This is a genomic window from Brucella pecoris, assembly GCF_006376675.1.
Taxonomy (GTDB): Bacteria; Pseudomonadota; Alphaproteobacteria; order Rhizobiales; family Rhizobiaceae; genus Brucella; species Brucella pecoris.
The window spans coordinates 392,090-413,971 of record NZ_VEWK01000003.1 but is presented as its reverse complement, the minus strand read 5'-3'; the positions used below and the strand labels follow the sequence as shown (position 1 = coordinate 413,971).

Here is a 21,882-nt window from a genome sequence, read left to right as displayed (position 1 = left end):
GTAGGAGCAGCGTTGTTTTGGGAGGATGTCATGAACAAGGTTGAATTCAGCCGGACAGTGAAGCCGGCTTTTGCAAAGCGCTATGGAAATTTCATCGGGGGCAAATGGGTCGAACCCAAGTCGGGACGCTATTTCGAGAACACCTCGCCTGTGAACGGCCAGGTGCTTTGCGAAGTAGCCCGTTCGGATGCTGCCGACGTTGAAGCGGCTCTCGATGCAGCGCATGCCGCCAAGGATGCCTGGGGCAAGACGAGTGCGGCTGAACGTGCACTCATCCTCAATCGCATTGCTGACAGGATTGAGGAAAATCTGCCTGCGCTCGCTGCCGCCGAAACTTGGGACAACGGCAAGCCGATCCGCGAAACCACTGCAGCCGATCTTCCTCTGGCCATCGACCATTTCCGCTATTTCGCCGGTGTGATCCGCGCCCAGGAAGGTGGCATTTCCGAAATTGACCACGACACGGTCGCCTATCACTTCCATGAACCACTCGGCGTTGTCGGCCAGATCATTCCATGGAACTTTCCACTCCTCATGGCGACATGGAAGCTTGCTCCGGCCCTTGCGGCAGGCAACTGCGTGGTTCTGAAACCGGCTGAACAGACACCGGCATCGATCCTCGTGCTTATGGATCTGATCGGCGACCTTCTGCCGCCCGGTGTGATCAATGTCGTCAACGGTTTCGGCCTTGAGGCAGGTAAACCACTGGCATCCAGCCCGCGCATCGCCAAGATCGCCTTCACCGGCGAAACGACGACGGGTCGACTGATCATGCAATATGCCAGCCAGAATCTCATCCCGGTTACGCTGGAACTCGGTGGCAAGTCACCGAATATCTTCTTCAAGGATGTTGCTGCCGAAGATGACGACTTCCTCGACAAGGCCATCGAAGGCTTTGTCATGTTCGCACTCAACCAAGGTGAAGTCTGTACTTGCCCAAGCCGCGCGCTTATCCATGAATCGATCTACGACAAATTCATGGAAAAGGCGCTAAAGCGTGTGGAAGCCATCGTGCAGGGCGATCCGCTCGACCCGGCAACGATGATCGGCGCGCAGGCTTCCAGCGAGCAGCTTGAAAAGATTCTCAGCTATCTCGACATCGGTCGTCAGGAAGGTGCCGAAGTGCTGACTGGCGGCGAACGCAATGTTCTGCCGGGCGATCTGGCGGGCGGCTATTACGTAAAGCCGACGGTGTTCAAGGGCCACAACAAGATGCGTATTTTCCAGGAGGAAATCTTCGGACCGGTTGTGTCCGTCGCGACCTTCAAGGACGATGCGGAAGCGCTGTCGATTGCCAATGACACGCTCTACGGTCTCGGTGCCGGTATCTGGACCCGCGACGGGACACGCGCCTATCGCTTCGGCCGCGCCATTCAGGCAGGACGTGTGTGGACCAATTGCTACCACGCCTATCCGGCGCATGCAGCCTTCGGTGGTTACAAGCAATCGGGTATCGGTCGCGAAAACCATCTGAAGATGCTGGACCATTACCAGAACACCAAGAACATGCTGGTGAGCTACAGCCCGAAGAAACTCGGCTTTTTCTGAGCCCTTAGAGCATAATCCGACCGGAGTGAAACGAGGACGATCAAGATTATGCTTGAAATAGAAGAAGTTAGAGCGCCGATCTGATCCAATCAGATCGAAACGCGCTCTAACGCGCGAAAGCGATGTGGAGGAATAGCGTTTCCGCATTGCGTCTAATCAAAGAGCATTCCCGTCTTCCATGCCAGTATTGCGTTGGAAGAACGGCATTGGTTCACCCTCCCAAGGGGACCGTGAAGGGGCCTGGGCGAAAATGCCCAGGCAACCCTTGAAGGTATTATACCAAGTCTCGATGAGCTTGACTCATCGAGACTTGGTTAAGCCCGTGCGGCGACTGAGCATTTTCAGGGCGTGATGCGTTAGCATCTTAGCGCCCTGGTATTAGAGCACATCCCGAAAAGTGTGAAACGGTTTTCGGAAAAGATGTGCGTTAAAACAAATACTTAGAGCGTCGATCTGATTCAATCTGATCGGCGCTCTAGAACAGCCGTTGCGCGGTAGGCTTGGCGCGGTATCCCGGCGCTCCATATTCCTGTTCTCATTTCTTCCGTCCCGTTTCGGGAAACAGCTTGAAAGAAACTCAATTCGATAACGAAGGAGAGACTTTATGGCCAAGACAATGAAAGCGGCAGTGGTACGAGCGTTTGGCAAGCCGTTGACAATCGACGAAGTGCCGATACCCGAACCGGGACCAGGACAGATTCAGGTTGCCATCCAAGCTTCAGGGGTCTGCCACACTGACCTTCATGCCGCCGAAGGCGACTGGCCGGTAAAGCCCAATCCGCCGTTTATTCCCGGTCATGAGGGCGTGGGTTTCGTGTCCGGCGTCGGCGCTGGCGTCAAGCATGTGAAGGAAGGCGACCGCGTCGGCGTTCCGTGGCTCTATACGGCCTGTGGTCATTGCCGCCATTGCCTCGGCGGGTGGGAAACACTGTGCGAGGAACAGCTCAATACCGGCTATTCGGTTAATGGCGGCTTCGGGCAATATGTGGTCGCCGATCCGAATTTCGTTGGCCATCTGCCGAAGAATATCGATTTCAACGAAATCGCGCCCGTGCTTTGTGCCGGCGTCACGGTCTATAAGGGCCTCAAGGTAACGGACACCAAACCGGGCGACTGGGTGGTGATTTCCGGCGTCGGCGGTCTCGGCCATATGGCGGTGCAATATGCCAAGGCGATGGGGCTTAACGTTGCCGCCGTCGATATCGACGACAAGAAACTCGAACTGGCGCGCAAGCTCGGTGCGACGGTGACGGTCAATGCCAAGACGAACAAAGATCCGGCGGCCTACATCAGACGAGAAACCGATGGCGGCGCGCAAGGCGTACTGGTGACAGCGGTTTCGCCTGTCGCCTTCGAACAGGCACTGGGCATGGTGTCGCGTGGCGGCACTGTATCGCTGAATGGTCTGCCGCCCGGCGACTTCCCGCTCTCAATATTCAACATGGTGCTGAACGGCGTTACCGTGCGCGGCTCGATCGTCGGTACGCGGCTCGATTTACAAGAATCATTGGACTTTGCCGGTGATGGTAAGGTGCGCGCTACTATCCGCACTGAAAAGCTGGAAGATATCAACTCCATCTTCGATGATATGCGTCAAGGGAACATCGAAGGGCGCGTCGTAATGGATATGACACAATAATATCCAGGCATTAATCTTAGAGCGGGCATTGGAAAAGTGCCCGCTCATTTTCTTGGGAGGACGATATGGTGGAGGAAAACCCAGGTGAAGGTCGAGGTCAGGTCAGTGCTACACCGCCAGCGCTCGCTCTCATCCGTGAATTGCAGGCCGAATATGGGCCGATCATGTTCCACCAGTCGGGCGGCTGTTGCGACGGGTCATCGCCGATGTGCTATCCGCAAGGAGAATTCATCGTCGGGGATACGGACGTAAAACTTGGAGAAATCGGTGGCGCTCCAGTCTATATCAGCGGTCCGCAATATGAAGTCTGGAAGCATACTGAACTCATCATCGATGTCGTTGCGGGACGTGGAGGCATGTTCTCTCTCGACAATGGACGCGAGGTTCGGTTTCTGACGCGCTCACGGGTCTGCTCGGTTCCATGATTTCGCTTTTCGTTTTGCGGCGAAGCGGTTAGTTAGATCGGAGGGGAGGGAGACGATCCAACATGGCCGCAGCAGGAAAACGAGCAACCATTCATGATGTGGCGCGTCTTGCCGGCGTGTCGATCAAGACAGTTTCGCGTGTCTATAATGACGAACCGAATGTTCGCGAAGCCATTCGCGAAAAGGTCAGGCAAGCCGGAAGCGAATTGCGTTACCGACCCAATGTTGCCGCCCGTAATCTTGTTGAACGGCGTTCACATCTGATCGGGCTATTTTTCGAGAATCCGAGCGCCAGCTATGTCACCGAACTGCAGATGGGGGCGTTGGAACGGCTGCGTGATACGCGTTACCGGCTGCTTATTTTCCCTGTCGAAAATCGTGAAGATATTCGTGGTTCGCTGATCGAAACAGCTCACGCTTCCGGTCTTGACGGCATCATCGTGACGCCGCCCATGTCGGACGATCCTGAAATTCTGGCCGAATTGACCGCCTCGGCAATGCCTTTTGCTCGTGTCGCAGGCGATGTGAATGTGCATCCGACCGACAGCGTCACAATCGATGACGAGGCGGCTTCCGCCGATCTCATGGAGTATCTTCTGAAGCTCGGTCATCGTCGCATTGCAATCGTCATTGGCGATCCAACCCACCGCTCAGCGGAGCTGCGTCTCGCGGGCTATCGGCGTGCGCTGGAAGATGCCAGGATCGAGCGTAATCCCGATTATGAGGTGCAGGGTGGCTTCAGTTTTGCGAGCGGCCTTGCTGCGGGAAAGAAGCTACTCTCGCTTGAGGAGCCACCGACCGCCGTGTTTGCGTCGAACGACGATATGGCGGCTGCCGTCATGCAGATCGCCTATGATCGTAATATCGCTATCCCTGATCAGCTAACGGTGGTCGGCTTCGATGACAGTGCAATTGCCAGCATGGTTTCGCCACAGATTACCACCGTTCGCCAGCCGATTTTCGAGATGACCCGCGATGCGGCAGATATGCTTCTGAACCAGATCGAAACCGGTCATTTATCGGCTTCACGACGGATCGAATATAAACTCATCATCCGCCAATCGTCAGGCAAGGTTCCCGCCTGACACTGCAGATCAGCTTTGTGAATGCGGGCCGGGGAAGAACCGCTCGCGGGCAAAATTACGACCGAAGATCATATCGTATTGCAGCATCTGATAATCGCGCAGGAGCGGAGGGAATGGCGGCTTCTGTTGCCAGCCTTCCTCGGCATTCTCCGACCGGTCGAAAACCGCGTGATTGTCAACGACCCGGTATTGTTCGTGCAACTGACGCAGGAAGCCTGTGTAATAGGGATGCTGCATCCCAGCCATGTCCAGTATGTGCAATGGGAGGAAGGCAGGGCTGATTGTGCCGGTTCCCTGCTCGGCGCCACGCTTGTTTGACCAGAGAACAAGCGGCGTTTCGTGCTGCAGCAGCATATCGGCGGCAGGAGCCGTGCGGCTTGCGACTCGGTTTGCCATAAATCCGGTCTCGACATAGACAGGACCGAGTGGTGGCAGATGATCCCCGAAAAAGACCAGAATAGTTTCGCGTTCGCGCCTGGACGCCCATTCCATCAATCGTGCAAGGCTCGCATCGGCATCCATGGCACCTTGCGAATAGGAACGGATCGACTGGCGCGTATGCTCGCTGGCGTCAGTCTGCACCTCAAGTTTGGAATCCGGGTAACGATTGGCTTCGTAAGGGCCATGCCCCTGAAGGGAAACGGCGAAGAAGAAGAATGGCGCATCCATGGAATCTGCTTCGCGGATGATTTCATCGGTCAACGCCGCGTCGGAGGCCAAGGCGCCGCGCTTTTCCAGTGGCGGCATGTTTTCTTCCGACATGAACCGGTCGAAGCCCATGCTTTCATAGACGGGGCCACGATTCCAGAACCACTGGCGATAGGGATGGATCGCCCGCGTCGCATAACCCTGATCCTTGAAGAAGCTTGCAAGCGAGGGAAGCGGGCGACGGATATATTGCTGATAAGGGATGCTGCCGGAGGGCAGGAAGGCTTTGGAAAAGCCGGTCAGGGCCTCGAACTCGACATTGGCGGTCATGCCGCCGAATTCTGGAGAAAAGATATGGCCGGATTGTTCCGCCCGGACCGTCGGAATCGGATCGGCGCTGAAAGCCACACCCGGAAGGCGCGTCGGATCCCAAAAGGATTCGCTCATCACCATGATGACGTCAGGCTTGCTGGCGTCGAAGGCAGCAGGAATCAATTGCGCGGGCGGTTCGATAGCGGCAATCGCTTCCGGCGAATAGCCTTCAGGGGCGAAGACGGTAGCCATGGGCACATTCAGGATGAAAGCCATGGTAAAGCCGTTATGGGCGTAGTTTTCCTTTTGATCCCACATGATAGGCAGAATACGCAGGCGGTCGCGTGCAAGCGAAAAGCTGGCATAGTCTGAAATCACTGCGAACCAGGCAAGCAGTGGTAGCGCGAAGGCGAGACGCAACATCCGCCCTTTTCGTGGGATTGGATCGAAGCGTCGCCACCAGAACAATGTCACGGTTATCATCACTGCTGCCGAAGCAATGAGAAGCAGGGCTATGCCGACCGCGCTCCACGGGCGATCACGCACCAGAAGCGGCAGAAGATCGACGATCTGACGGGCGTAGAGAAAGTCGCTTGGATAAAGCGGGTCGCCGAGATAAAGGCTCTTTTCGCGTGCAGTCGTGGCCGCAATCAGCGCCAGCGGGCCGATAACAAAGAAGCCATAGTGAATGCGTCCGAAAATGGCGTCGCTTGCTGTCAGCACCACGACGAAAAGTGCAACGGTCGTCCAGGCGGGTTTGTGTGGTGTGCGGAAGAACTGCATCGTATCTGTGAATGAGCCACGTACGATCCATTCGATGGAAAAAACGAGCAGGGTTGAAAGCACGATGGAAGCAAGCGCGATTGCTGCGAGGCGCAGCGGCCAGGCGATACGGGCAGGCCCGAAAATCGCAGCATCGCTCCAACGACGCGCATCAGCGTTTTCCATCACACCCGGCATGTTCTACTCACTCACTCCCGAACTTCCACAAAAATCCTGTCACATTTCTGTCATGGAAATGTCAAGGCACGCTTGGGCCACGAGTGATACGCACCGTGATCTGAATGGATGATGAATGGAGCATTTAAAGTGAGAACAGGGCCGGAATTGATCCGGCCCTGTTCATGGCTATATAGGAGATTGGATTACGAAAAGACGTCTTCCAGTCCCTTGGTCAGTTCCAGCGCCTGACGCTCGAACAGGCGGCGATAGATGCCACCTGGCTTGCGAATGAGCGCGTCGTGATCGCCCTCTTCAAGGATTTTTCCCTTGTCGAAGACCAGCAACCGGTCAAGCGCACGAACAGTCGAAAGCCGGTGTGCAATGACAAGCGTTGTACGACCCACCATCAGCCGTTCCATTGCCTGCTGGATCAGCACTTCCGATTCTGAATCGAGGCTCGATGTGGCCTCATCCAGAATAAGAATCGGTGCATCTGCCAGAAACGCACGGGCAATAGCCACACGCTGACGTTCACCGCCCGAAAGCTTCACACCGCGTTCACCGACAAGCGTCGCGTAGCCCTTCGGCAGGCGCATGATGAAGTCATGCGCACTTGCAAGCTTTGCAGCTTCTTCGATCTCCGCTTGTGTCGCGCCGGGGCGGGCATAGGCGATGTTCTCGGCCAGCGTCCGGTGAAACAGGATCGGCTCCTGCTGCACGATAGCGATTTGCGAACGCAGCGATGCCTGTGTGACTTCGGCAATGTTCTGCCCGTCGATCAGGATGGCGCCGCCGCTGACATCGTATAGCCGCTGGATCAGCTTGACGAAAGTTGTCTTGCCCGAACCCGAATGACCGACCAGACCAACCCGTTCGCCAGCTTCGATCTTGACCGAGAAGTCGCGATAGAGAGCGGCTTCGTGGTTGCCATAGTGGAAAGTGACGTGATCGAAAGTGATCTCGCCGTTTCCGATCTTAATCGCCGGTGCACCTGGCTTGTCGGCAATGCCGTAAGGCTGCGCCTCGATGTCGACCAGTTCCTCCATGTCGTTGACGGAACGCTGCAAGTTGCGGATATGCATACCCACATCGCGCAGATAACCCTGCAACATGAAGAAGGCCGTCAGGACGAAGGTGATGTCCCCGGCCGTCGCCTTGCCCTGGCTCCAGAGGTAGAGCGCAAAGGCGATAACCACGCCGCGCATCACCAGCAGGTTCGCACCCTGAATGAAGCCATTCAGCGTACCGATCAGCCATGTGCGGCGTGTGCGGCCGCGCCACTTGGTGACGACCTTTGCAAGGCGCCCATCTTCACGACCTTCCGCACCGAATGCCTTAACAACCGCGTTGCACGAAATGGCATCGGCCAAAGCACCACCCATACGCGTGTCCCAGCTATTGGCAAGCGTTGCCGCTGGCGCAACAAAGCCAAGCGAAATCACAATCGTACAGACGATGAAAAGCACCGAGCCGATTGCAACCAGCAGTCCCATCAACGGCCAGTACCACGATAGAAGCACCACGGAGCCAACCAGCATCAGGATCGATGGCAGCAGCGCCACGATCAGCGTATCGTTGAGCAGGTCGAGGGCCCACATGGCGCGCGAGACCTTGCGCACCGTCGATCCGGCAAAGGCATTGGCATGCCAGTCGGTGGAAAAGCGCTGCAGCTTGCGGAACGAACTCGCCGCCATGTCGCTCATGATCTTCAAGGTGAAATCCGTGATGACATAGAAGGTCAACTGACGCGTGATCAGCGCCAGCGCACCCAGCGCAAGCAGGATGATCAGGGCGTGGATGGCAGCATCCCATGCTCCGTCGTTACCTAACGAAAGCGCGTCGACCAGCCGGCCGGAATAAAGCGGCGTCAAAACATCTGCGGCTGTTGCAAGCAGCATACCGATTATCATCAGCGTCAGCCGCAAGGGCTGACTTCGCCAATGGCCGAAAGTGTAGCCGAGGACGTTGCGGAAGGCAGGTCCCCGGAAATCTATGCGAAACCGAGTCATATCGATAATACCAGGCCGTGTTTAAACGGACTCTGGTTCCTGTAAAAATATTTCCAGCAAAAGTGCGAAGCGGTTTTGCGTCGGACAATGCGTGAAAACAAAGACAAAACAAACAGCCGGTGACGGCTGCGGCAAATTGGGAAGTTGTTAGGAATATGCCCTTTTAGGGAGGGCGTTCAGGCCTCAGCCTGCAATGCGGGCCAAAGACTTAAAGCTTGGACGCGCCCGCATTAACACTGGGCACCATGGGGAATGGGTAATAGACACGCATCTCATACCTCTTGCCAGTGTTGCAGATGGATGCACAATAAATGAGCAAAAATTTTTGCCAAGACGCAAAATGACGAATTTTCTATCCAATCATTTGACTGTGACAAATTTGCAAGCCTTGTTCTGAACCATGCCGATGCAGTCTTTCAGACCTGTGACGAGCTCGTATTTTCACTTTTTTCGTTACAAGGCGGCTCCGGCCTTGCAATTCCACGGCTCATGGGTGATGGGTCATTTTGAGATATATCAGAGCCGTGCGGCGCACAGGGAGAGTTCATGACAATTCATCAAAATCTGATTGCGGGCGAATGGGTCGGCGGCGACGGGATCGCCAACATCAATCCTTCGGACACCAATGATGTCGTGGGAACCTATGCGCGGGCAACCGCCGAAGACACCAAGGCAGCGATTGCTGCCGCAAAGGCCGCTTTCCCGGCCTGGTCGCGTTCCGGCATTCTGGAGCGCCATGCCATCCTGCGCAAAACTGCCGATGAAATCCTGGCACGCAAGGACGAGCTTGGCCGTCTCCTGTCTCGCGAGGAAGGCAAGACGCTGGCTGAAGGCATCGGCGAAACCATTCGCGCCAGCCAGATTTTCGATTTCTTCGCGGGCGAAGCCCTGCGTCTGGCCGGTGAAGTCCTGCCTTCTGCACGTCCGGGTATTGGTGTCGAGATCACCCGTGAGCCGGTCGGCGTGGTGGGCATCATTACGCCATGGAACTTCCCGATCGCCATTCCCGCCTGGAAGATCGCGCCAGCCCTTTGCTACGGCAACACGATTGTTTTCAAACCGGCCGACCTCGTGCCGGGCTGCTCCTGGGCGATTGTCGATATTCTGCACCGCGCCGGTCTTCCGAAGGGCGTTCTCAACCTCGTCATGGGCAAGGGTTCGGTTGTCGGCCAGACCATTCTGGACAGTGCGGACGTCAACGCCGTCACCTTCACCGGCTCGACCGGTACGGGCAAGCGCGTTGCAGCGGCATCCATTGAGCACAACCGTCGCTTCCAGCTCGAAATGGGCGGCAAGAATCCGGTTGTCGTCCTTGATGACGCCGATCTCGATGTCGCTGTCGAATCCGTGGTTAATTCGTCCTTCTTCTCGACCGGCCAGCGTTGCACCGCGTCCTCGCGTATCATCGTGACGGAAGGCATTCATGACAAGTTCGTCGCCGCCGCCATCGAGAAGCTGAAGGGCGTCGTGGTGGACAATGCCCTGAAGCAGGGCACGCATATCGGCCCGGTCGTGGATGAAAGCCAGCTCGCGCAGGACATGGATTATATCGAGATCGGCCGCAAGGAAGGCGCGAAGCTTGCCTTTGGTGGTGAGCGTCTCAATCGCGAAACGCCGGGCTTCTATCTCCAGCCAGCACTCTTCACCGAAGCCACCAACCAGATGCGCATCAGCCGCGAGGAAATCTTTGGCCCGGTCGCTTCGGTCATCCGCGTCAAGAATTATGAAGAAGCGCTTGCCACAGCTAATGATACGAGCTTCGGCCTGTCGTCGGGCATCTGCACGACGAGCCTGAAATATGCCACGCATTTCAAGCGCAATTCGGAAGCGGGCATGGTGATGGTCAATCTGCCGACGGCAGGTGTCGATTTCCACGTGCCATTCGGCGGGCGCAAGGGTTCGAGCTACGGTCCGCGCGAACAGGGCCGCTACGCCGCGGAATTCTACACCACCGTCAAGACAGCCTATACGCTGGCCTGATGACCATGTAAGCGAATACCAAACCGGCGGTTTCCCCGCCGGTTTTTTTATGCGGCTTTTTTCGGCCAGGCGGCAAGCTTGCGGGCGAAATGCGACACCGTGCCATGTAGCAGCATAGTGAAAGCCGCCAGAACGAACAGGCACGCGAACATCAGATCCACCTTGGCGCGTCCATTGGCGAGCAGCATCAGATAGCCGAGGCCCTTCGATGCACCGACCCATTCCCCTACCACAGCACCAATTGGCGCATAGACGGCGGCGAGACTCAGGCCCGACGCCAACGATGGAAAGGCGGAAGGTATGCGGATGCGGAACAGGATCGCCATGCGTCCAGCTCCCAGAATTTCCGCCGCGTCGATCAAGCTGTTATCGGTGCGACGCATACCGTCGAAGAAGGTCGAAACGACGGGAAAGAAGATCATCAGTACCGTGACCGCGATCTTCGACGCCGGTCCATAGCCGAGCCACAAAGTCAAAATGGGGGCGAGCGCGAAGATGGGAATCGCCTGACTGAAAACCATGGCAGGCATGACAAGCCGCTGCGCCAGCGGCGACATCATCAGTCCGATGGCGGTGGCGATGCCAACCGCGCTGCCAAGGACAAGACCGCCCAGAACTTCGCCGATGGTAGCGGCAGCGTTTTCGGCAATCAGCCCGGCGTTGCCGATCAGTGACTGCACCACATCCAGCGGGCCGGGCAGGATGAAGCGCGGCATCTGGCCGATGCTCACCACCGCCTGCCAGATGGCAAGCGCTATGGCTGCCGACAGCAAGCCGTCGGCAGCGCGCTTTTTCCGACTTCGGTTCGAGAGTGCTTCGTTCACTATCCGGCCTTCAAGCCCATAGACCAGAAATCGGCTTCGAGCCTGCTTGCGGTGGCAAAAATCTGGCAGAGTCTCGGCCAACGCGGGCTTTTCTCGAAGTCGTTGCCGATGCGGTCCTTTGCGGCCTGATCGAACAGCTTGCCGACCGTGTGGCACATGTCCTGATATTCAGGCCCCGCATAGGTGTCGATCCACTCCTGATAGGGTGTGCCGGGCAGGGCGGTCACCGCGAGGTTGAGGCCGATTTCGCCATAGCCATGCGCGCAGGGCACAAGCGCGGTCAGCAGATCGAGGAAATCGCCCGCCTGTCCGCAGTCGAGCACATAGCGCGTATAAGCAAGGTTTTCCGGCTCCTCCTTCGTCGCATAAAGCTCGTCTTCGCTGATCCCCTCGCGGGCGCAGATGCTGACATGCAGCGGCAATTCCATATGGGCGAGACCGTGCATGATATCGGCGCAGAGCCTTGTTTCCTGCAGCGTATTGGCCTTGACGACGCCGAGCGCAAAGGCACGGGCATAGTGGTGCAGATAGACATAATCCTGACGCAGATAATGCAGGAAGGCCGCTTTGGGTAACGTGCCGTCACCCAATCCGCGCACGAACTCATGATCGATATAGGGCTTCCAGTCGTCAAGCGTTGCGGCGCGCAAGCGCGTGAACAGTTCGGATGAATAATGCGGTTGCGGCTGGCTCATGACTTGCTCCCTTCCGCGTTGACATCGATGGCGAATTTCTCGACAGGCAGGATGGAGGGCACCAGATTGTGCTCCTTGAGATAGGCTTCGTAACGCCGCCAGCGGCCATAATCGAGGCTCGCAGGTGCGCGCGAGAAGCGGGCAACGGTGTCTTTCCAGGCACGCTGGTTCAGCTCGTCCTTGAGTTCCGTGCTGTAGGAGGAGAACAGCTCGTAGCCCTTGTCCGGGTGATTGACGATATATTGAGCGGCCTTCTCGGTGGCCGAAAGGAAGCGCGAAATCTTTTCCTTCTCCGCCGCGTCCAGTTTGTCGGAAGCTGCGACATAGATGAGCTCGTCATAGACTGGCACGCCTTCTTCCTCGACGAAGAAACATTTGCCGGGCACACCTTCGACGGCCATCTGGTTCAGTTCGACATTGCGATAGGCACCCATAACGGCATCGACCTGCTTCGACATCAGCGACGGCGCGAGTGAGAAATTCACATTGATGAGTTCCACATCGGAGAGTTTGACACCGTGCTGACCGAGAATGGTGGCGAGCAAAGTTTCCTCGGTTCCGGCGACCGAATAGCCGATCTTCTTGCCCTTGAGATCGGCGATGGAATTCACCGATCCATCGTCGCGGGACATCAGGCAGTTGAGCGGCGAGTCGATCAGTGTGCCGACGCGGATAAGCGGCAGGCCTTCATGCACCTGAAGATGCACCTGCTGCTGATAGGAAATGGCGAGGTCGGCCTGTCCTGCCGCCACCATCTTGGTCGGGGTCGAGGCATCGGCGGGCGCGACGATATCCACGTCAAGCCCGGCATCCTTGAAGTAGCCCAGCTTGTCGGCGACGATGATCGGGCCGTGATCGGGGTTCACATACCAGTCGAGAATGAGCTTGAGCTTGTCGTCGGCGTGAGCGGTGGTGGCAGCGGTGGCAGCGGTGAAAGCGAGGCCGAACAGGGCGGCGAAGGCAATCTTTTTCATTGGGTCTGCTCCAGAGCTTTTCCGGCGAACGCGCGCGTGGTTTCGATCCACTGGCGCAGGCGGCTTTCGGGGTCAGGATTGAGGGTGATGTCGGTGACGACGGAAACGATATCGGCACCCGCTTCGAACACGCCCGGCGCGCGCTCGACGCTCATGCCGCCGATGCCGACGAGCGGAATGTCGCCTATCCGCGCCTTCCATTCTCCAAGACGCGGCAGACCCTGTTCGTGCCATTTCATCTTTTTCAAAATAGTCGGGTAGATGGGGCCGAGCGCGATATAGTCTGGCTTTACCGACAAAGCGCGGTCCAGCTCGGTCTCGTCATGACTTGAAACACCCAGTTTCAAACCACCGGCGCGAATGGCGCTGAGATCGGCCTCGTCGAGGTCTTCCTGTCCGAGGTGGATGAAGTCGCAACCTTCCTCCAGCGCTAGCTTCCAATAGTCATTGACGACCAACTGGCAGTCATGTGCAAGGCAGATTTCCCGTGCGGCGCGGATTTCACTGCGCAGTTCCGGCTCGGTCTTATCCTTGGCGCGCAGTTGCACCAGCTTGACGCCGAGCGGCACCATGCGCTCCAGCCACTTGGCGCTATCGAAAATCGGGTAGAACGGATCAAGGGCCATTACAAAAACGCCTTTCCGAGAAGAGGGGTGGACGGTGCCGCCATATCGCGCGCTTCGATAGCGTCCGCTTCGAAAGCGAGCCGCCCGGCTTCAACTGCAAGCGCAAAACCGCGTGCCATGGCGACGGGATCGCCAGCCTTGGCGATAGCGGTGTTGATGAGCACGGCGTCGAAGCCCAGTTCCATCGCCGCAGCCGCATGGGACGGCACGCCGATGCCTGCATCGACGACCAATGGAATGTCGGGGAAATGCGCCCGCATGGTTTTCAGCGCATAGGGGTTGTTGAGGCCACGGCCCGAGCCGATAGGCGCGCCCCAGGGCATCAGCACCTTGCAACCGGCTTCGATGAGCTTTTCCGCGACGACCAGATCGTCATTCATATAGGGAAAGACCTCGAAGCCATCGTCGCAGAGCGTGCGCGCGGCTTCGACCAGACCGAACGGGTCGGGCTGCAACGTGTCGTGGTCGCCGATCACTTCCAGCTTGATCCAGTTGGTGCCGAAGATTTCACGCGCCATTTTGGCCGTGGTCACCGCTTCGCGCGGCGTGTGGCAGCCTGCCGTATTGGGCAGAACGGCCACGCCCAGTTTTCGGATCAGCGCCCAGAAGTCCTGTCCGGCGCGCGCATCGCCGCTTTCACGGCGCAGCGACACGGTGACGATACCGGCCTTTGATGCGCGCACCGCATCGGCCAGAATGGCGGGCGAGGGATATTGCGCCGTGCCGAGCAGCAGGCGGCTTTCGAACTTTTGGCCATAAAACTCCAGCATCTCAGCCTCCCTGCATCGGGGCCAGAACTTCGATGCGGTCGCCAGCCGACAGGACCGCGGTCGCGCGTTCGTCGCTGGCCACGAACTCGCCATTCAGCGCGGTTGCAACAACCGCTTCATCCAGTTCGATCTCGGTAAGCAGTGCCGCCAGATTGACGGCTGCCGTGGTGATGACCTCACCGTTCAGCACGATAGTCATGCATAGTCCTCCACAAATTCAGGGATAGGCTCTGGCGCATCTTCCGGCATGGTCGCGCTCGCAACCGCCATGCGCGCTATCGCCGGCGCAAGCAGGAAGCCGTGGCGGTAAAGCCCGTTGACGTAAATGGTTTTGCCGCGTCGTCTTACGCGAGGCAGGTTGTCGGGAAAGGCCGGTCGTGCATCGACGCCGATTTCGAGAATTTCAGCCTCGCCAAAGGCCGGATGCAAGGCGTAAGCAGCACTTAAAAGTTCCAGCGTCGAGCGTACGCTGATGCCGTGGCGGTCGTCGCTTTCGATCATAGTCGCGCCGATCATGTGCACGCCGTCACCGCGCGGCACGATATAGAGCGGAATGCGCGGATGCAGGAGGCGCACGGGCCGCGTCAGATTGATGTCGCGCGAGCGGACAATCAGCATTTCGCCCTTGACCCCGCGCAGATCCTGCAAGGTATCGCGGGCGGCAAGGCCCCGCGCATCCACGGTGATATCCGCCTCCACGGATATGTCCTTGGCGTCCACGCCGAGATGAAAGACCGCGCCCTGCTTTCGCAGCCGTTCGGCGAGTTCGATCAATGTCTGGCGCGGATCGAGATGGCCTTCTCCGGAAAAGAACAGGCCCTGCCGGAACCGCCCGGCCAGATCCGGCTCCAGCGCATCAATGCATTCATGGTCGATTGTGTCGAAGGCTTTCGTCCGGCGGGCGAAACGGCGCAACTCGCTCATGTCTCGCGTGTGGGAGAGCACGAGCGTCCCCTTGCGCCTGACGGTCGAGACATGACGCTCCCACCAGCCAATGGACTCCTGCCCGAGGCGCACCACCGGTTCCTCGGCGCTTTCGCCCTCGCACCATGGCGCGAGCATACCGCCCGCAAACCATGAGCAGCTATCCGAGCCAATCTCGCTGCTCTTGGCGATGATGGTGACGGTATGGCCTTGATCGGTGAATTCTGCGGCTGTGGCAAGGCCGGCGACGCCCGCTCCGATAATGGTGACCCGCATCACGCAATCTCCTCTGTTCGGGTTTTCCAGAGGTCATGGAAATGGTGCACCGGCCCATGGCCGTGTCCGATCTTCAATGCGTCGGCAGCGCGGATTGCCCCTTGCAGATAGGTGTGGGCTGCAAGCACTGCCTTTTCGAGCGGCAGGTTCCTGGCAAGTTCTGCGGCAATCGCCGATGAAAGCGTGCAGCCTGTGCCATGGGTGTTGGCAGTCAGGATACGTCGCGCTTCAACACGCAACGTCGGTTGATCGCGGCGCACCAGCAGGTCGACGCATATTTCGCCCTCCGCATGGCCGCCCTTCATCAAAACGGCTTTTGCGCCGAGTTCGAGCAATGCGCGGCCTTGTTGTTCGGCGTCCTCGTCGTCGAGCGCCAGACCGCTGCCGAGCAGGCAGGCCGCTTCAGGCCGGTTGGGGGTCAAAAGCGTTGCCAGCGGCACCAGTTTCTGGCGCAAAAGTGCAATGGCGTTTTCGCTCAAAAGCCGGTCGCCCGACTTGGCCACCATCACCGGATCGAGAACGATGGGACCGGAAAAATGGGCAAGCCCCCGCGCAATGGCCTCGATGGTTTCAGGCACGGAAACCATGCCGATCTTCACCGCAGCAACGTCGAGATCGCTGAAAACGGCGTCGATCTGCCCCGCGACAATGGCGGGCGGGATGTCGTGCACTGCGCTTACCGTGCAGGTGTTCTGTACGGTCACGGCGGCAATGACGCTCGCGCCGTAGACGCCGAGTGCCGAAAATGTCTTGAGGTCGGCCTGAATGCCAGCGCCACCGCCACTATCGGAACCGGCAATGGTCACACAGATGGGGGTCACGCATATGGGCACAGATCGCATCTGGCCATTGTTAGATTTGGTTCGGGAGAAACTGTCGTTTTGGTCCATCATGTCGTCTCTCATTCCGAACGGAAAGATGAGACGTCATGAACCTTTGTGGAGCATAAGCTCCTGGTGGGGCGAACCCCGTCCGCGACGCGTCAAACTCCGTTCCCTACGCAGGTATTACCCGGATCAGGTTCAATGGGTTAACGCGAGAACGCGCCTCTCAGCCTCTTTCGAGGCACCCCAACGAATTTTGCTCCCATAGGCATAGGCCGGAAGTTTTGAGCGGTCAAGCGGTCTTCGGCAATCTCCTGTTGTGTCTGGTTCTGCGCCTGACGCGATAAAACGCCGTTGTCAGGAAAAACTTATATGAAAGGGCTTTTCATATATGGTTTGTTAAAACCATTGGTCGTACTCTCCCTGCGGGGAAGTGTGCCCGGGTGGTGATCCTCGCCTGTGGTTCGTGAACTTTTCTGTTCATGAACTCATGCGGAATATGATGTTCCAGTGAAAGGTTTTGTTGGCTAAATTAGACAGGCGACAAGTGTCGGCTCGGAGCAAGGGGTACATGATGGTGAAGCGGAGAGCCGGTCCGGAACGGGCGGAATGCACCATGGCGAGCACGTCCCAGCAGGATTTCCGCATTCTTTTCACCACCCATCCGACGCCGATGTGGGTCTACGATCCAAAAACCCTGGGCTTCATCATCATGAACGATGCGGCCTATGCGCTTTACGGTTACACGCCCGATGAGTTGCCGGGCATGACTGTTCTCGATATTCGTCCGCAGACCGAGCGCGAGCGTATGCTGAGCGCCGTTCGCGAGCGCAGCGATCTGGAGCGCCCGGAACGCTGGCAGCATTTGCGTGCCGATGGGGAGGTCATCGAGGTTCTGACCTACGGTCGGGAAGTGCAGTTCGACGGCAAGGAAGCAATTCTGGCTATTGTTCAGGATAGAACGGAGTTGGCGGAAGCCAATCGTCAGGCAAGTCACGCCCAATCCTTGCTGGACAGTCTCGTCAACAATCTGCCACTCGGTGTTTTCGTCAAGGATATGCACGACGATGGCCGTTATGTGCTTTACAATCAGGCTGCGTCAACAGCGAGCGGACAGCCGATAGAAGAAGCTATTGGCTCGACCGACCTTGATCTGTTTCCCGAGCGCGAGGCTGCTGTTTTTAGCCAGCAGGACCGCATGGCGATGCGACGCCGCGAGGTGTTGAGCGTTGAACGCAAGGTTACGCGCAAGGATGGGACTTCGCGCACGATGCGGATCATCAAATGCTCGATCCCACCGGTCGAGGACAACGAGCCTCGCTATTTGATTGGGCTTGTTGAAGATATAACCGAACGGCGCGAGATCGAGGAGCGCATGGCACATATCGCCATGCATGACAGCCTGACCGGCCTGCCGAACCGTGCCTATTTTGCGCACCATGTTGAGAGCCTGCTGAAAAAAGGCGGAGATTCCGAACCCTTCGCATTGTTCTATCTCGACATAGACCATTTCAAGAACATCAACGACAGCATCGGCCATCAGGCAGGTGATCAGCTTCTGCAGGAAGTGGCGCGTCGGCTGAAGCAGATCACGACTTCAGATGAATTCATCGTTCGACTTGGTGGCGACGAATTTGCCATCGTTTATCGCAGCGGAACGCTGGCCCAGATCGCGATGTTCGCCGACCGTATCCTTTCCGCTTTTCAGGATCCGTTCAAACTGGTTGGCAATTCGGAGTTTGTCACTTGCAGCATGGGTATTGCTCAAGCGCCATTGCACGGCGACACCCCCGATGCGCTGATGCGCAATGCCGATCTTGCGCTTTACGCTTCAAAATCAGGCGGACGTCGCACATTCCGTTTTTATCAGCATTCCCTGCGCCTGGCAGCGGAGAAGCGTCATGTCATGACCGGTGAACTTCGACAGGCTCTGCTGGACGAACAGTTCGAGCTTCATTACCAGCCGATATTCAATCTTGAGAGCGGTAAGATTTCCGGTTTTGAAGCGCTGATCCGCTGGCGTCATCCGGGTCGCGGTATGGTTTCGCCTGCAGAGTTCATCCCATTAGCCGAAGAAACAGGACTGATTGGACCGATTGGGGACTGGGTTTTGAGGGCGGCATGTCGGGAAGCTGTTCTCTGGCCGGAGGACATCAAAGTTTCCGTCAACCTCTCGCCGGTCCAGTTCAGCCAGACAACGCTTTTGCACTCCGTCATGGACGCGCTCGACGCGGCGCGCCTTTCACCGGACAGGCTTGAGCTTGAAATCACGGAGTCGGTCTTTCTTTCCAACAGCAAGAACAATATCGAACTTCTGTTCGAACTGCGCCGATTGGGCGTTCGTATTGCAATGGATGATTTCGGAACCGGGTATTCATCGCTCTGCTATCTGCGAGCATTCCCATTTGATAAAATCAAGATTGATCGCAGTTTCGTTTCGGGGATTGAGGTCGATACGCGCGATCTGGCAATCATCCAGGCTGTAGCAACGCTTGGCGCAGGCTTCAATATTGTCACCACGGCTGAGGGCGTGGAAACTGCACAACAACTGGAACGTTTGAAGACAGAGCGTTTTGGCGAAGTGCAAGGCTTTCTGACCGGGAGACCTATGCCCGCCGGGGACGTGCATTCCTTTATCCAGAGCCGCAGCAATGTTGGTCTGGAAATGCCCGCGGCGCAAAACAGATTGCCAATTTAAGATATGCTACATCGCCAATGCGCGGAGCTTGAGAAGCGTTGGCGCCAAATGAAAACCCAAATCGAACACTGCTTCGAAAAGGGGCTTGACCTTCCAACGGTGGGAAGGACTATCTAAGGAGCAACTCTCGAATTGTGCCCTTCAGGGCAATGAAAAGGGATTGCCATGAACAAGCCTGTTAATCACGAAACCATCAGTTTTCCTGTGCCTGTCGAAGGGATGAGTTGCGCATCCTGCGTGTCGTCCGTGGAAAAAGCCGTATCCAAAGTTCCGGGCGTCGACAAGGTTTCCGTCAACCTCGCAACGGAACGCGCCGACGTGACTTTCAAAGGCGCGCCGGACCTGCCTTCGGTGATCGATGCCATTCGCAAGGCAGGTTACGAAGTCCCCGCAGCCAGCATAGACTTGGCAATTGAAGGCATGAGTTGTGCGTCCTGCGTCAGCAAGGTCGAGAAGGCGTTGAGCGGCGTGCCAGGTGTTACCCGCGCCAGCGTCAATCTCGCAACCGAACGGGCTCATGTCGACCTGGCGGGTCCGGTGCCGGTTAGCGAGCTGATGAAGGCGATTGAAAATGCCGGTTACGAGGCGCGGTCGCTCGACAGCAAGCAGGGCAGCGACAAACAGGAAACTCAAACGGAGAAACGGGATGCGGAAGCGGCTGAGCTGAAGAAAAGCGTCATCCTTGCCGCCATTCTTACATTGCCCGTATTCGTGCTCGAGATGGGGTCGCATCTCATCCCGGCGGTTCATATGTTCGTCATGGACCGGATCGGGATGCAGAATAGCTGGTATCTGCAGCTTGTGCTCACCACACTGGTTCTATTCGGACCGGGACTACGTTTCTTTAATAAAGGCATACCGACGCTCCTGCGTGGCACACCTGACATGAATTCTCTTGTCGTGGTGGGTACACTTGCGGCTTGGGGCTTCTCCGTCGTCGCGACATTCTTTCCCGGTGTGTTGCCCGAAGGTACGGTAAACGTCTATTTCGAAGCTGCCGCGGTCATTGTCACGTTGATCCTGATCGGGCGTTATCTGGAAGCGCGCGCCAAGGGACGCACCAGTGCAGCGATCAGCCGGCTGGTCGGCTTGCAGGCAAAATCAGCGCGGGTTCTGCGTGATGGTGAAGCTATTGACGTACCGCTGGAAGATGTTCGCGCTGGCGACATCGTTCAAGTTCGCCCCGGCGAGAAAGTTCCAGTCGATGGCGAAGTGATTGAAGGTTCGTCCTATGTCGATGAATCGATGATCACCGGTGAGCCCGTGCCCGTTGCCAAGGAAAAGGGCGCAGAAGTGGTCGGCGGCACGATCAACAAGACCGGCGCTTTCACCTTCCGCGCGACCAAGGTTGGCCGCGACATGGTGATCTCGCAGATTATCCGCATGGTCGAGGATGCGCAAGCCGACAAACTTCCTATTCAGGCTAAGGTCGACAAGGTGACAGGCTGGTTTGTTCCCGCGGTGATGGCAGCCGCTGCATTGACCTTCGCTTTGTGGCTTGTAATTGGCGGCACAGCTATGCTGGGCTATGCACTGGTGAACGCGATTGCAGTTCTCATCATCGCCTGCCCATGTGCCATGGGTTTGGCCACGCCAACGTCCATCATGGTTGGCACTGGTCGTGCAGCCGAGTTTGGGGTTCTGTTCCGTCGCGGTGATGCGTTGCAGACCTTGCGCGATGCTTCGGTGATCGCCGTCGACAAGACCGGTACGCTGACACAGGGAAAGCCTGCACTGGCGCATTTCGCAGCCGTCGAAGGCTTCGAAAAGGACGAACTTCTGGCGCTTGTTGCGGCCGTTGAAGCACGCTCCGAACATCCGATTGCCGACGCGATCGTGGAAGCAGCGAAAGCGAAAGGATTGAAGCTCGCAGATGTGTCAGCCTTTGAAGCCGTGCCCGGTTTTGGTTTGAAGGCTCATGTCTCCGGTCATGAGGTTGCCATCGGCGCCGATCGTTATATGGCGAAGCTCGGTCATGACGTTGCTGTCTTTGCAGAAGATGCGAAGAGGCTGGGCGATGAAGGCCAGTCGCCGCTCTATGCCGCTGTTGACGGCAAGCTTGCGGCCATAGTGACCGTTGCTGACCCGATGAAGGAAACCACGCCTGCGGCCATCGCTGCCCTGCACGAACAGGGGCTCAAGGTGGCGATGATCACCGGCGACAACCGCCGCACTGCACAAGCCATCGCAAAACGCCTGGGCATCGATGAAGTGGTGGCGGAAGTGCTGCCGGACGGCAAGGTCGAAGCGTTGAAGCGTCTTTCGGCAGGCGGCAAGAGGATCGCCTTTGTCGGTGATGGCATCAACGATGCGCCCGCGCTGGCTGCTGCCGATGTCGGTATCGCGATTGGCACCGGCACGGATATCGCGATTGAAAGCGCCGATGTGGTGCTGATGTCGGGTGATTTGCGCGGCGTGGTTAATGCCATCGCCATATCGAAGGCGACGATCCGCAATATCGGTGAAAACCTGTTCTGGGCTTTTGCCTATAATGTCGCCCTGATCCCTGTTGCTGCCGGTGTTCTTTATCCGTTCACAGGAACGCTGCTGTCTCCGGTTCTAGCAGCGGGAGCTATGGCATTTTCAAGCATTTTCGTGCTTAGCAATGCCTTGCGGCTCAAAGCTTTCAAAAGCCCTATCGAAGTATAATCTAACAAAAAAGGCGCGGTCTTGGCCGCGCCTT

General features: G+C 57.4%; 17 protein-coding genes and 1 riboswitch. Of the genes, 7 read left to right on the top strand and 10 right to left on the bottom strand.

Annotation, left to right across the window (positions count from 1 at the left end):
* Nucleotides 1–30: 30 nt before the first annotated feature.
* From adh to FIB18_RS08515, 4 genes are all read left to right on the top strand, one after another.
* Entirely contained in the window at nt 31–1,548 is a 1,518-nt protein-coding gene (gene adh, locus FIB18_RS08530; RefSeq protein WP_140020284.1) for an aldehyde dehydrogenase, read from the top strand.
* Nucleotides 1,549–2,152: 604 nt separating this feature from the next.
* Nucleotides 2,153–3,187, top strand: coding sequence for an alcohol dehydrogenase AdhP (gene adhP, locus FIB18_RS08525; protein ID WP_140020283.1), 1,035 nt, complete (start codon nt 2,153–2,155; stop codon nt 3,185–3,187).
* A 65-nt stretch (nt 3,188–3,252) separates the two neighbouring features.
* Nucleotides 3,253–3,612, top strand: a complete 360-nt coding sequence (locus FIB18_RS08520) for a DUF779 domain-containing protein (protein ID WP_140020282.1) — start codon at nt 3,253–3,255, stop codon at nt 3,610–3,612.
* 62 nt (nt 3,613–3,674) lie between these two features.
* Nucleotides 3,675–4,697, top strand: coding sequence for a LacI family DNA-binding transcriptional regulator (locus FIB18_RS08515; RefSeq protein WP_140020281.1), 1,023 nt, complete (start codon nt 3,675–3,677; stop codon nt 4,695–4,697).
* A 9-nt stretch (nt 4,698–4,706) separates the two neighbouring features.
* Here FIB18_RS08515 and FIB18_RS08510 read toward each other — a convergent pair whose 3' ends face one another.
* Complete coding sequence (locus FIB18_RS08510; protein WP_140020280.1) at nt 4,707–6,617, bottom strand: LTA synthase family protein; 1,911 nt, start codon at nt 6,615–6,617, stop codon at nt 4,707–4,709.
* A 185-nt stretch (nt 6,618–6,802) separates the two neighbouring features.
* A complete protein-coding gene (locus FIB18_RS08505) occupies nt 6,803–8,608 on the bottom strand; it encodes an ABC transporter ATP-binding protein (RefSeq protein ID WP_140020279.1) in 1,806 nt (601 codons plus the stop codon).
* A 546-nt stretch (nt 8,609–9,154) separates the two neighbouring features.
* Here FIB18_RS08505 and FIB18_RS08500 point away from each other — a divergent pair.
* On the top strand, nt 9,155–10,588 hold the full coding sequence (locus FIB18_RS08500; RefSeq protein ID WP_140020278.1) for an aldehyde dehydrogenase family protein: 1,434 nt from the start codon (nt 9,155–9,157) through the stop codon (nt 10,586–10,588).
* Nucleotides 10,589–10,635: 47 nt separating this feature from the next.
* Here FIB18_RS08500 and FIB18_RS08495 read toward each other — a convergent pair whose 3' ends face one another.
* Genes FIB18_RS08495 through thiD form a run of 8 tightly spaced genes read right to left on the bottom strand, consistent with a single transcriptional unit; the run spans nt 10,636 to nt 16,567 of the window.
* A complete protein-coding gene (locus tag FIB18_RS08495; RefSeq protein ID WP_140020277.1) occupies nt 10,636–11,412 on the bottom strand; it encodes an ABC transporter permease in 777 nt (258 codons plus the stop codon).
* A complete protein-coding gene (gene tenA / locus FIB18_RS08490; protein WP_140020276.1) occupies nt 11,412–12,107 on the bottom strand; it encodes a thiaminase II in 696 nt (231 codons plus the stop codon). Before tenA ends, FIB18_RS08495 begins: the two co-directional genes overlap by 1 nt.
* Nucleotides 12,104–13,081 (bottom strand): ABC transporter substrate-binding protein, encoded by a 978-nt coding sequence (locus tag FIB18_RS08485; protein ID WP_140020275.1) that lies wholly within the window; start codon nt 13,079–13,081, stop codon nt 12,104–12,106. Before FIB18_RS08485 ends, tenA begins: the two co-directional genes overlap by 4 nt.
* On the bottom strand, nt 13,078–13,707 hold the full coding sequence (locus FIB18_RS08480) for a thiamine phosphate synthase (RefSeq protein ID WP_140020274.1): 630 nt from the start codon (nt 13,705–13,707) through the stop codon (nt 13,078–13,080). Before FIB18_RS08480 ends, FIB18_RS08485 begins: the two co-directional genes overlap by 4 nt.
* Nucleotides 13,707–14,477 (bottom strand): thiazole synthase, encoded by a 771-nt coding sequence (locus tag FIB18_RS08475; RefSeq protein ID WP_140020273.1) that lies wholly within the window; start codon nt 14,475–14,477, stop codon nt 13,707–13,709. Before FIB18_RS08475 ends, FIB18_RS08480 begins: the two co-directional genes overlap by 1 nt.
* Nucleotide 14,478: 1 nt before the next feature.
* Nucleotides 14,479–14,676 (bottom strand): sulfur carrier protein ThiS, encoded by a 198-nt coding sequence (thiS, locus tag FIB18_RS08470; protein WP_140020272.1) that lies wholly within the window; start codon nt 14,674–14,676, stop codon nt 14,479–14,481.
* Entirely contained in the window at nt 14,673–15,677 is a 1,005-nt protein-coding gene (gene thiO / locus FIB18_RS08465) for a glycine oxidase ThiO (RefSeq protein ID WP_140020271.1), read from the bottom strand. The genes thiS and thiO overlap by 4 nt, the downstream gene beginning before the upstream one ends.
* On the bottom strand, nt 15,677–16,567 hold the full coding sequence (thiD, locus tag FIB18_RS08460; RefSeq protein WP_407921853.1) for a bifunctional hydroxymethylpyrimidine kinase/phosphomethylpyrimidine kinase: 891 nt from the start codon (nt 16,565–16,567) through the stop codon (nt 15,677–15,679). Before thiD ends, thiO begins: the two co-directional genes overlap by 1 nt.
* Before the next feature lie 86 nt (nt 16,568–16,653).
* Nucleotides 16,654–16,760, bottom strand: a riboswitch (TPP riboswitch).
* A gap of 315 nt (nt 16,761–17,075) precedes the next feature.
* Between thiD and FIB18_RS08455 the strand changes: the two genes are divergently transcribed.
* Entirely contained in the window at nt 17,076–19,199 is a 2,124-nt protein-coding gene (locus FIB18_RS08455) for a putative bifunctional diguanylate cyclase/phosphodiesterase (RefSeq protein ID WP_140020270.1), read from the top strand.
* A 165-nt stretch (nt 19,200–19,364) separates the two neighbouring features.
* A complete protein-coding gene (locus FIB18_RS08450) occupies nt 19,365–21,848 on the top strand; it encodes a heavy metal translocating P-type ATPase (RefSeq protein ID WP_140020269.1) in 2,484 nt (827 codons plus the stop codon).
* Nucleotides 21,849–21,882: the final 34 nt, after the last annotated feature.

What these genes read in the sequence shown, in the direction of transcription:
- adh (WP_140020284.1), top strand. Translation starts at nt 31, where the DNA reads ATGAACAAGGTTGAATTCAGCCGGACAGTGAAGCCGGCTTTTGCAAAG.
- adhP (WP_140020283.1), top strand. Translation starts at nt 2,153, where the DNA reads ATGGCCAAGACAATGAAAGCGGCAGTGGTACGAGCGTTTGGCAAGCCG.
- FIB18_RS08520 (WP_140020282.1), top strand. Translation starts at nt 3,253, where the DNA reads ATGGTGGAGGAAAACCCAGGTGAAGGTCGAGGTCAGGTCAGTGCTACA.
- FIB18_RS08515 (WP_140020281.1), top strand. Translation starts at nt 3,675, where the DNA reads ATGGCCGCAGCAGGAAAACGAGCAACCATTCATGATGTGGCGCGTCTT.
- FIB18_RS08510 (WP_140020280.1), bottom strand. Translation starts at nt 6,617, where the DNA reads ATGCCGGGTGTGATGGAAAACGCTGATGCGCGTCGTTGGAGCGATGCT.
- FIB18_RS08505 (WP_140020279.1), bottom strand. Translation starts at nt 8,608, where the DNA reads ATGACTCGGTTTCGCATAGATTTCCGGGGACCTGCCTTCCGCAACGTC.
- FIB18_RS08500 (WP_140020278.1), top strand. Translation starts at nt 9,155, where the DNA reads ATGACAATTCATCAAAATCTGATTGCGGGCGAATGGGTCGGCGGCGAC.
- tenA (WP_140020276.1), bottom strand. Translation starts at nt 12,107, where the DNA reads ATGAGCCAGCCGCAACCGCATTATTCATCCGAACTGTTCACGCGCTTG.
- FIB18_RS08485 (WP_140020275.1), bottom strand. Translation starts at nt 13,081, where the DNA reads ATGAAAAAGATTGCCTTCGCCGCCCTGTTCGGCCTCGCTTTCACCGCT.
- FIB18_RS08480 (WP_140020274.1), bottom strand. Translation starts at nt 13,707, where the DNA reads ATGGCCCTTGATCCGTTCTACCCGATTTTCGATAGCGCCAAGTGGCTG.
- FIB18_RS08475 (WP_140020273.1), bottom strand. Translation starts at nt 14,477, where the DNA reads ATGCTGGAGTTTTATGGCCAAAAGTTCGAAAGCCGCCTGCTGCTCGGC.
- thiS (WP_140020272.1), bottom strand. Translation starts at nt 14,676, where the DNA reads ATGACTATCGTGCTGAACGGTGAGGTCATCACCACGGCAGCCGTCAAT.
- thiO (WP_140020271.1), bottom strand. Translation starts at nt 15,677, where the DNA reads ATGCGGGTCACCATTATCGGAGCGGGCGTCGCCGGCCTTGCCACAGCC.
- thiD (WP_407921853.1), bottom strand. Translation starts at nt 16,567, where the DNA reads ATGGACCAAAACGACAGTTTCTCCCGAACCAAATCTAACAATGGCCAG.
- FIB18_RS08455 (WP_140020270.1), top strand. Translation starts at nt 17,076, where the DNA reads ATGGTGAAGCGGAGAGCCGGTCCGGAACGGGCGGAATGCACCATGGCG.
- FIB18_RS08450 (WP_140020269.1), top strand. Translation starts at nt 19,365, where the DNA reads ATGAACAAGCCTGTTAATCACGAAACCATCAGTTTTCCTGTGCCTGTC.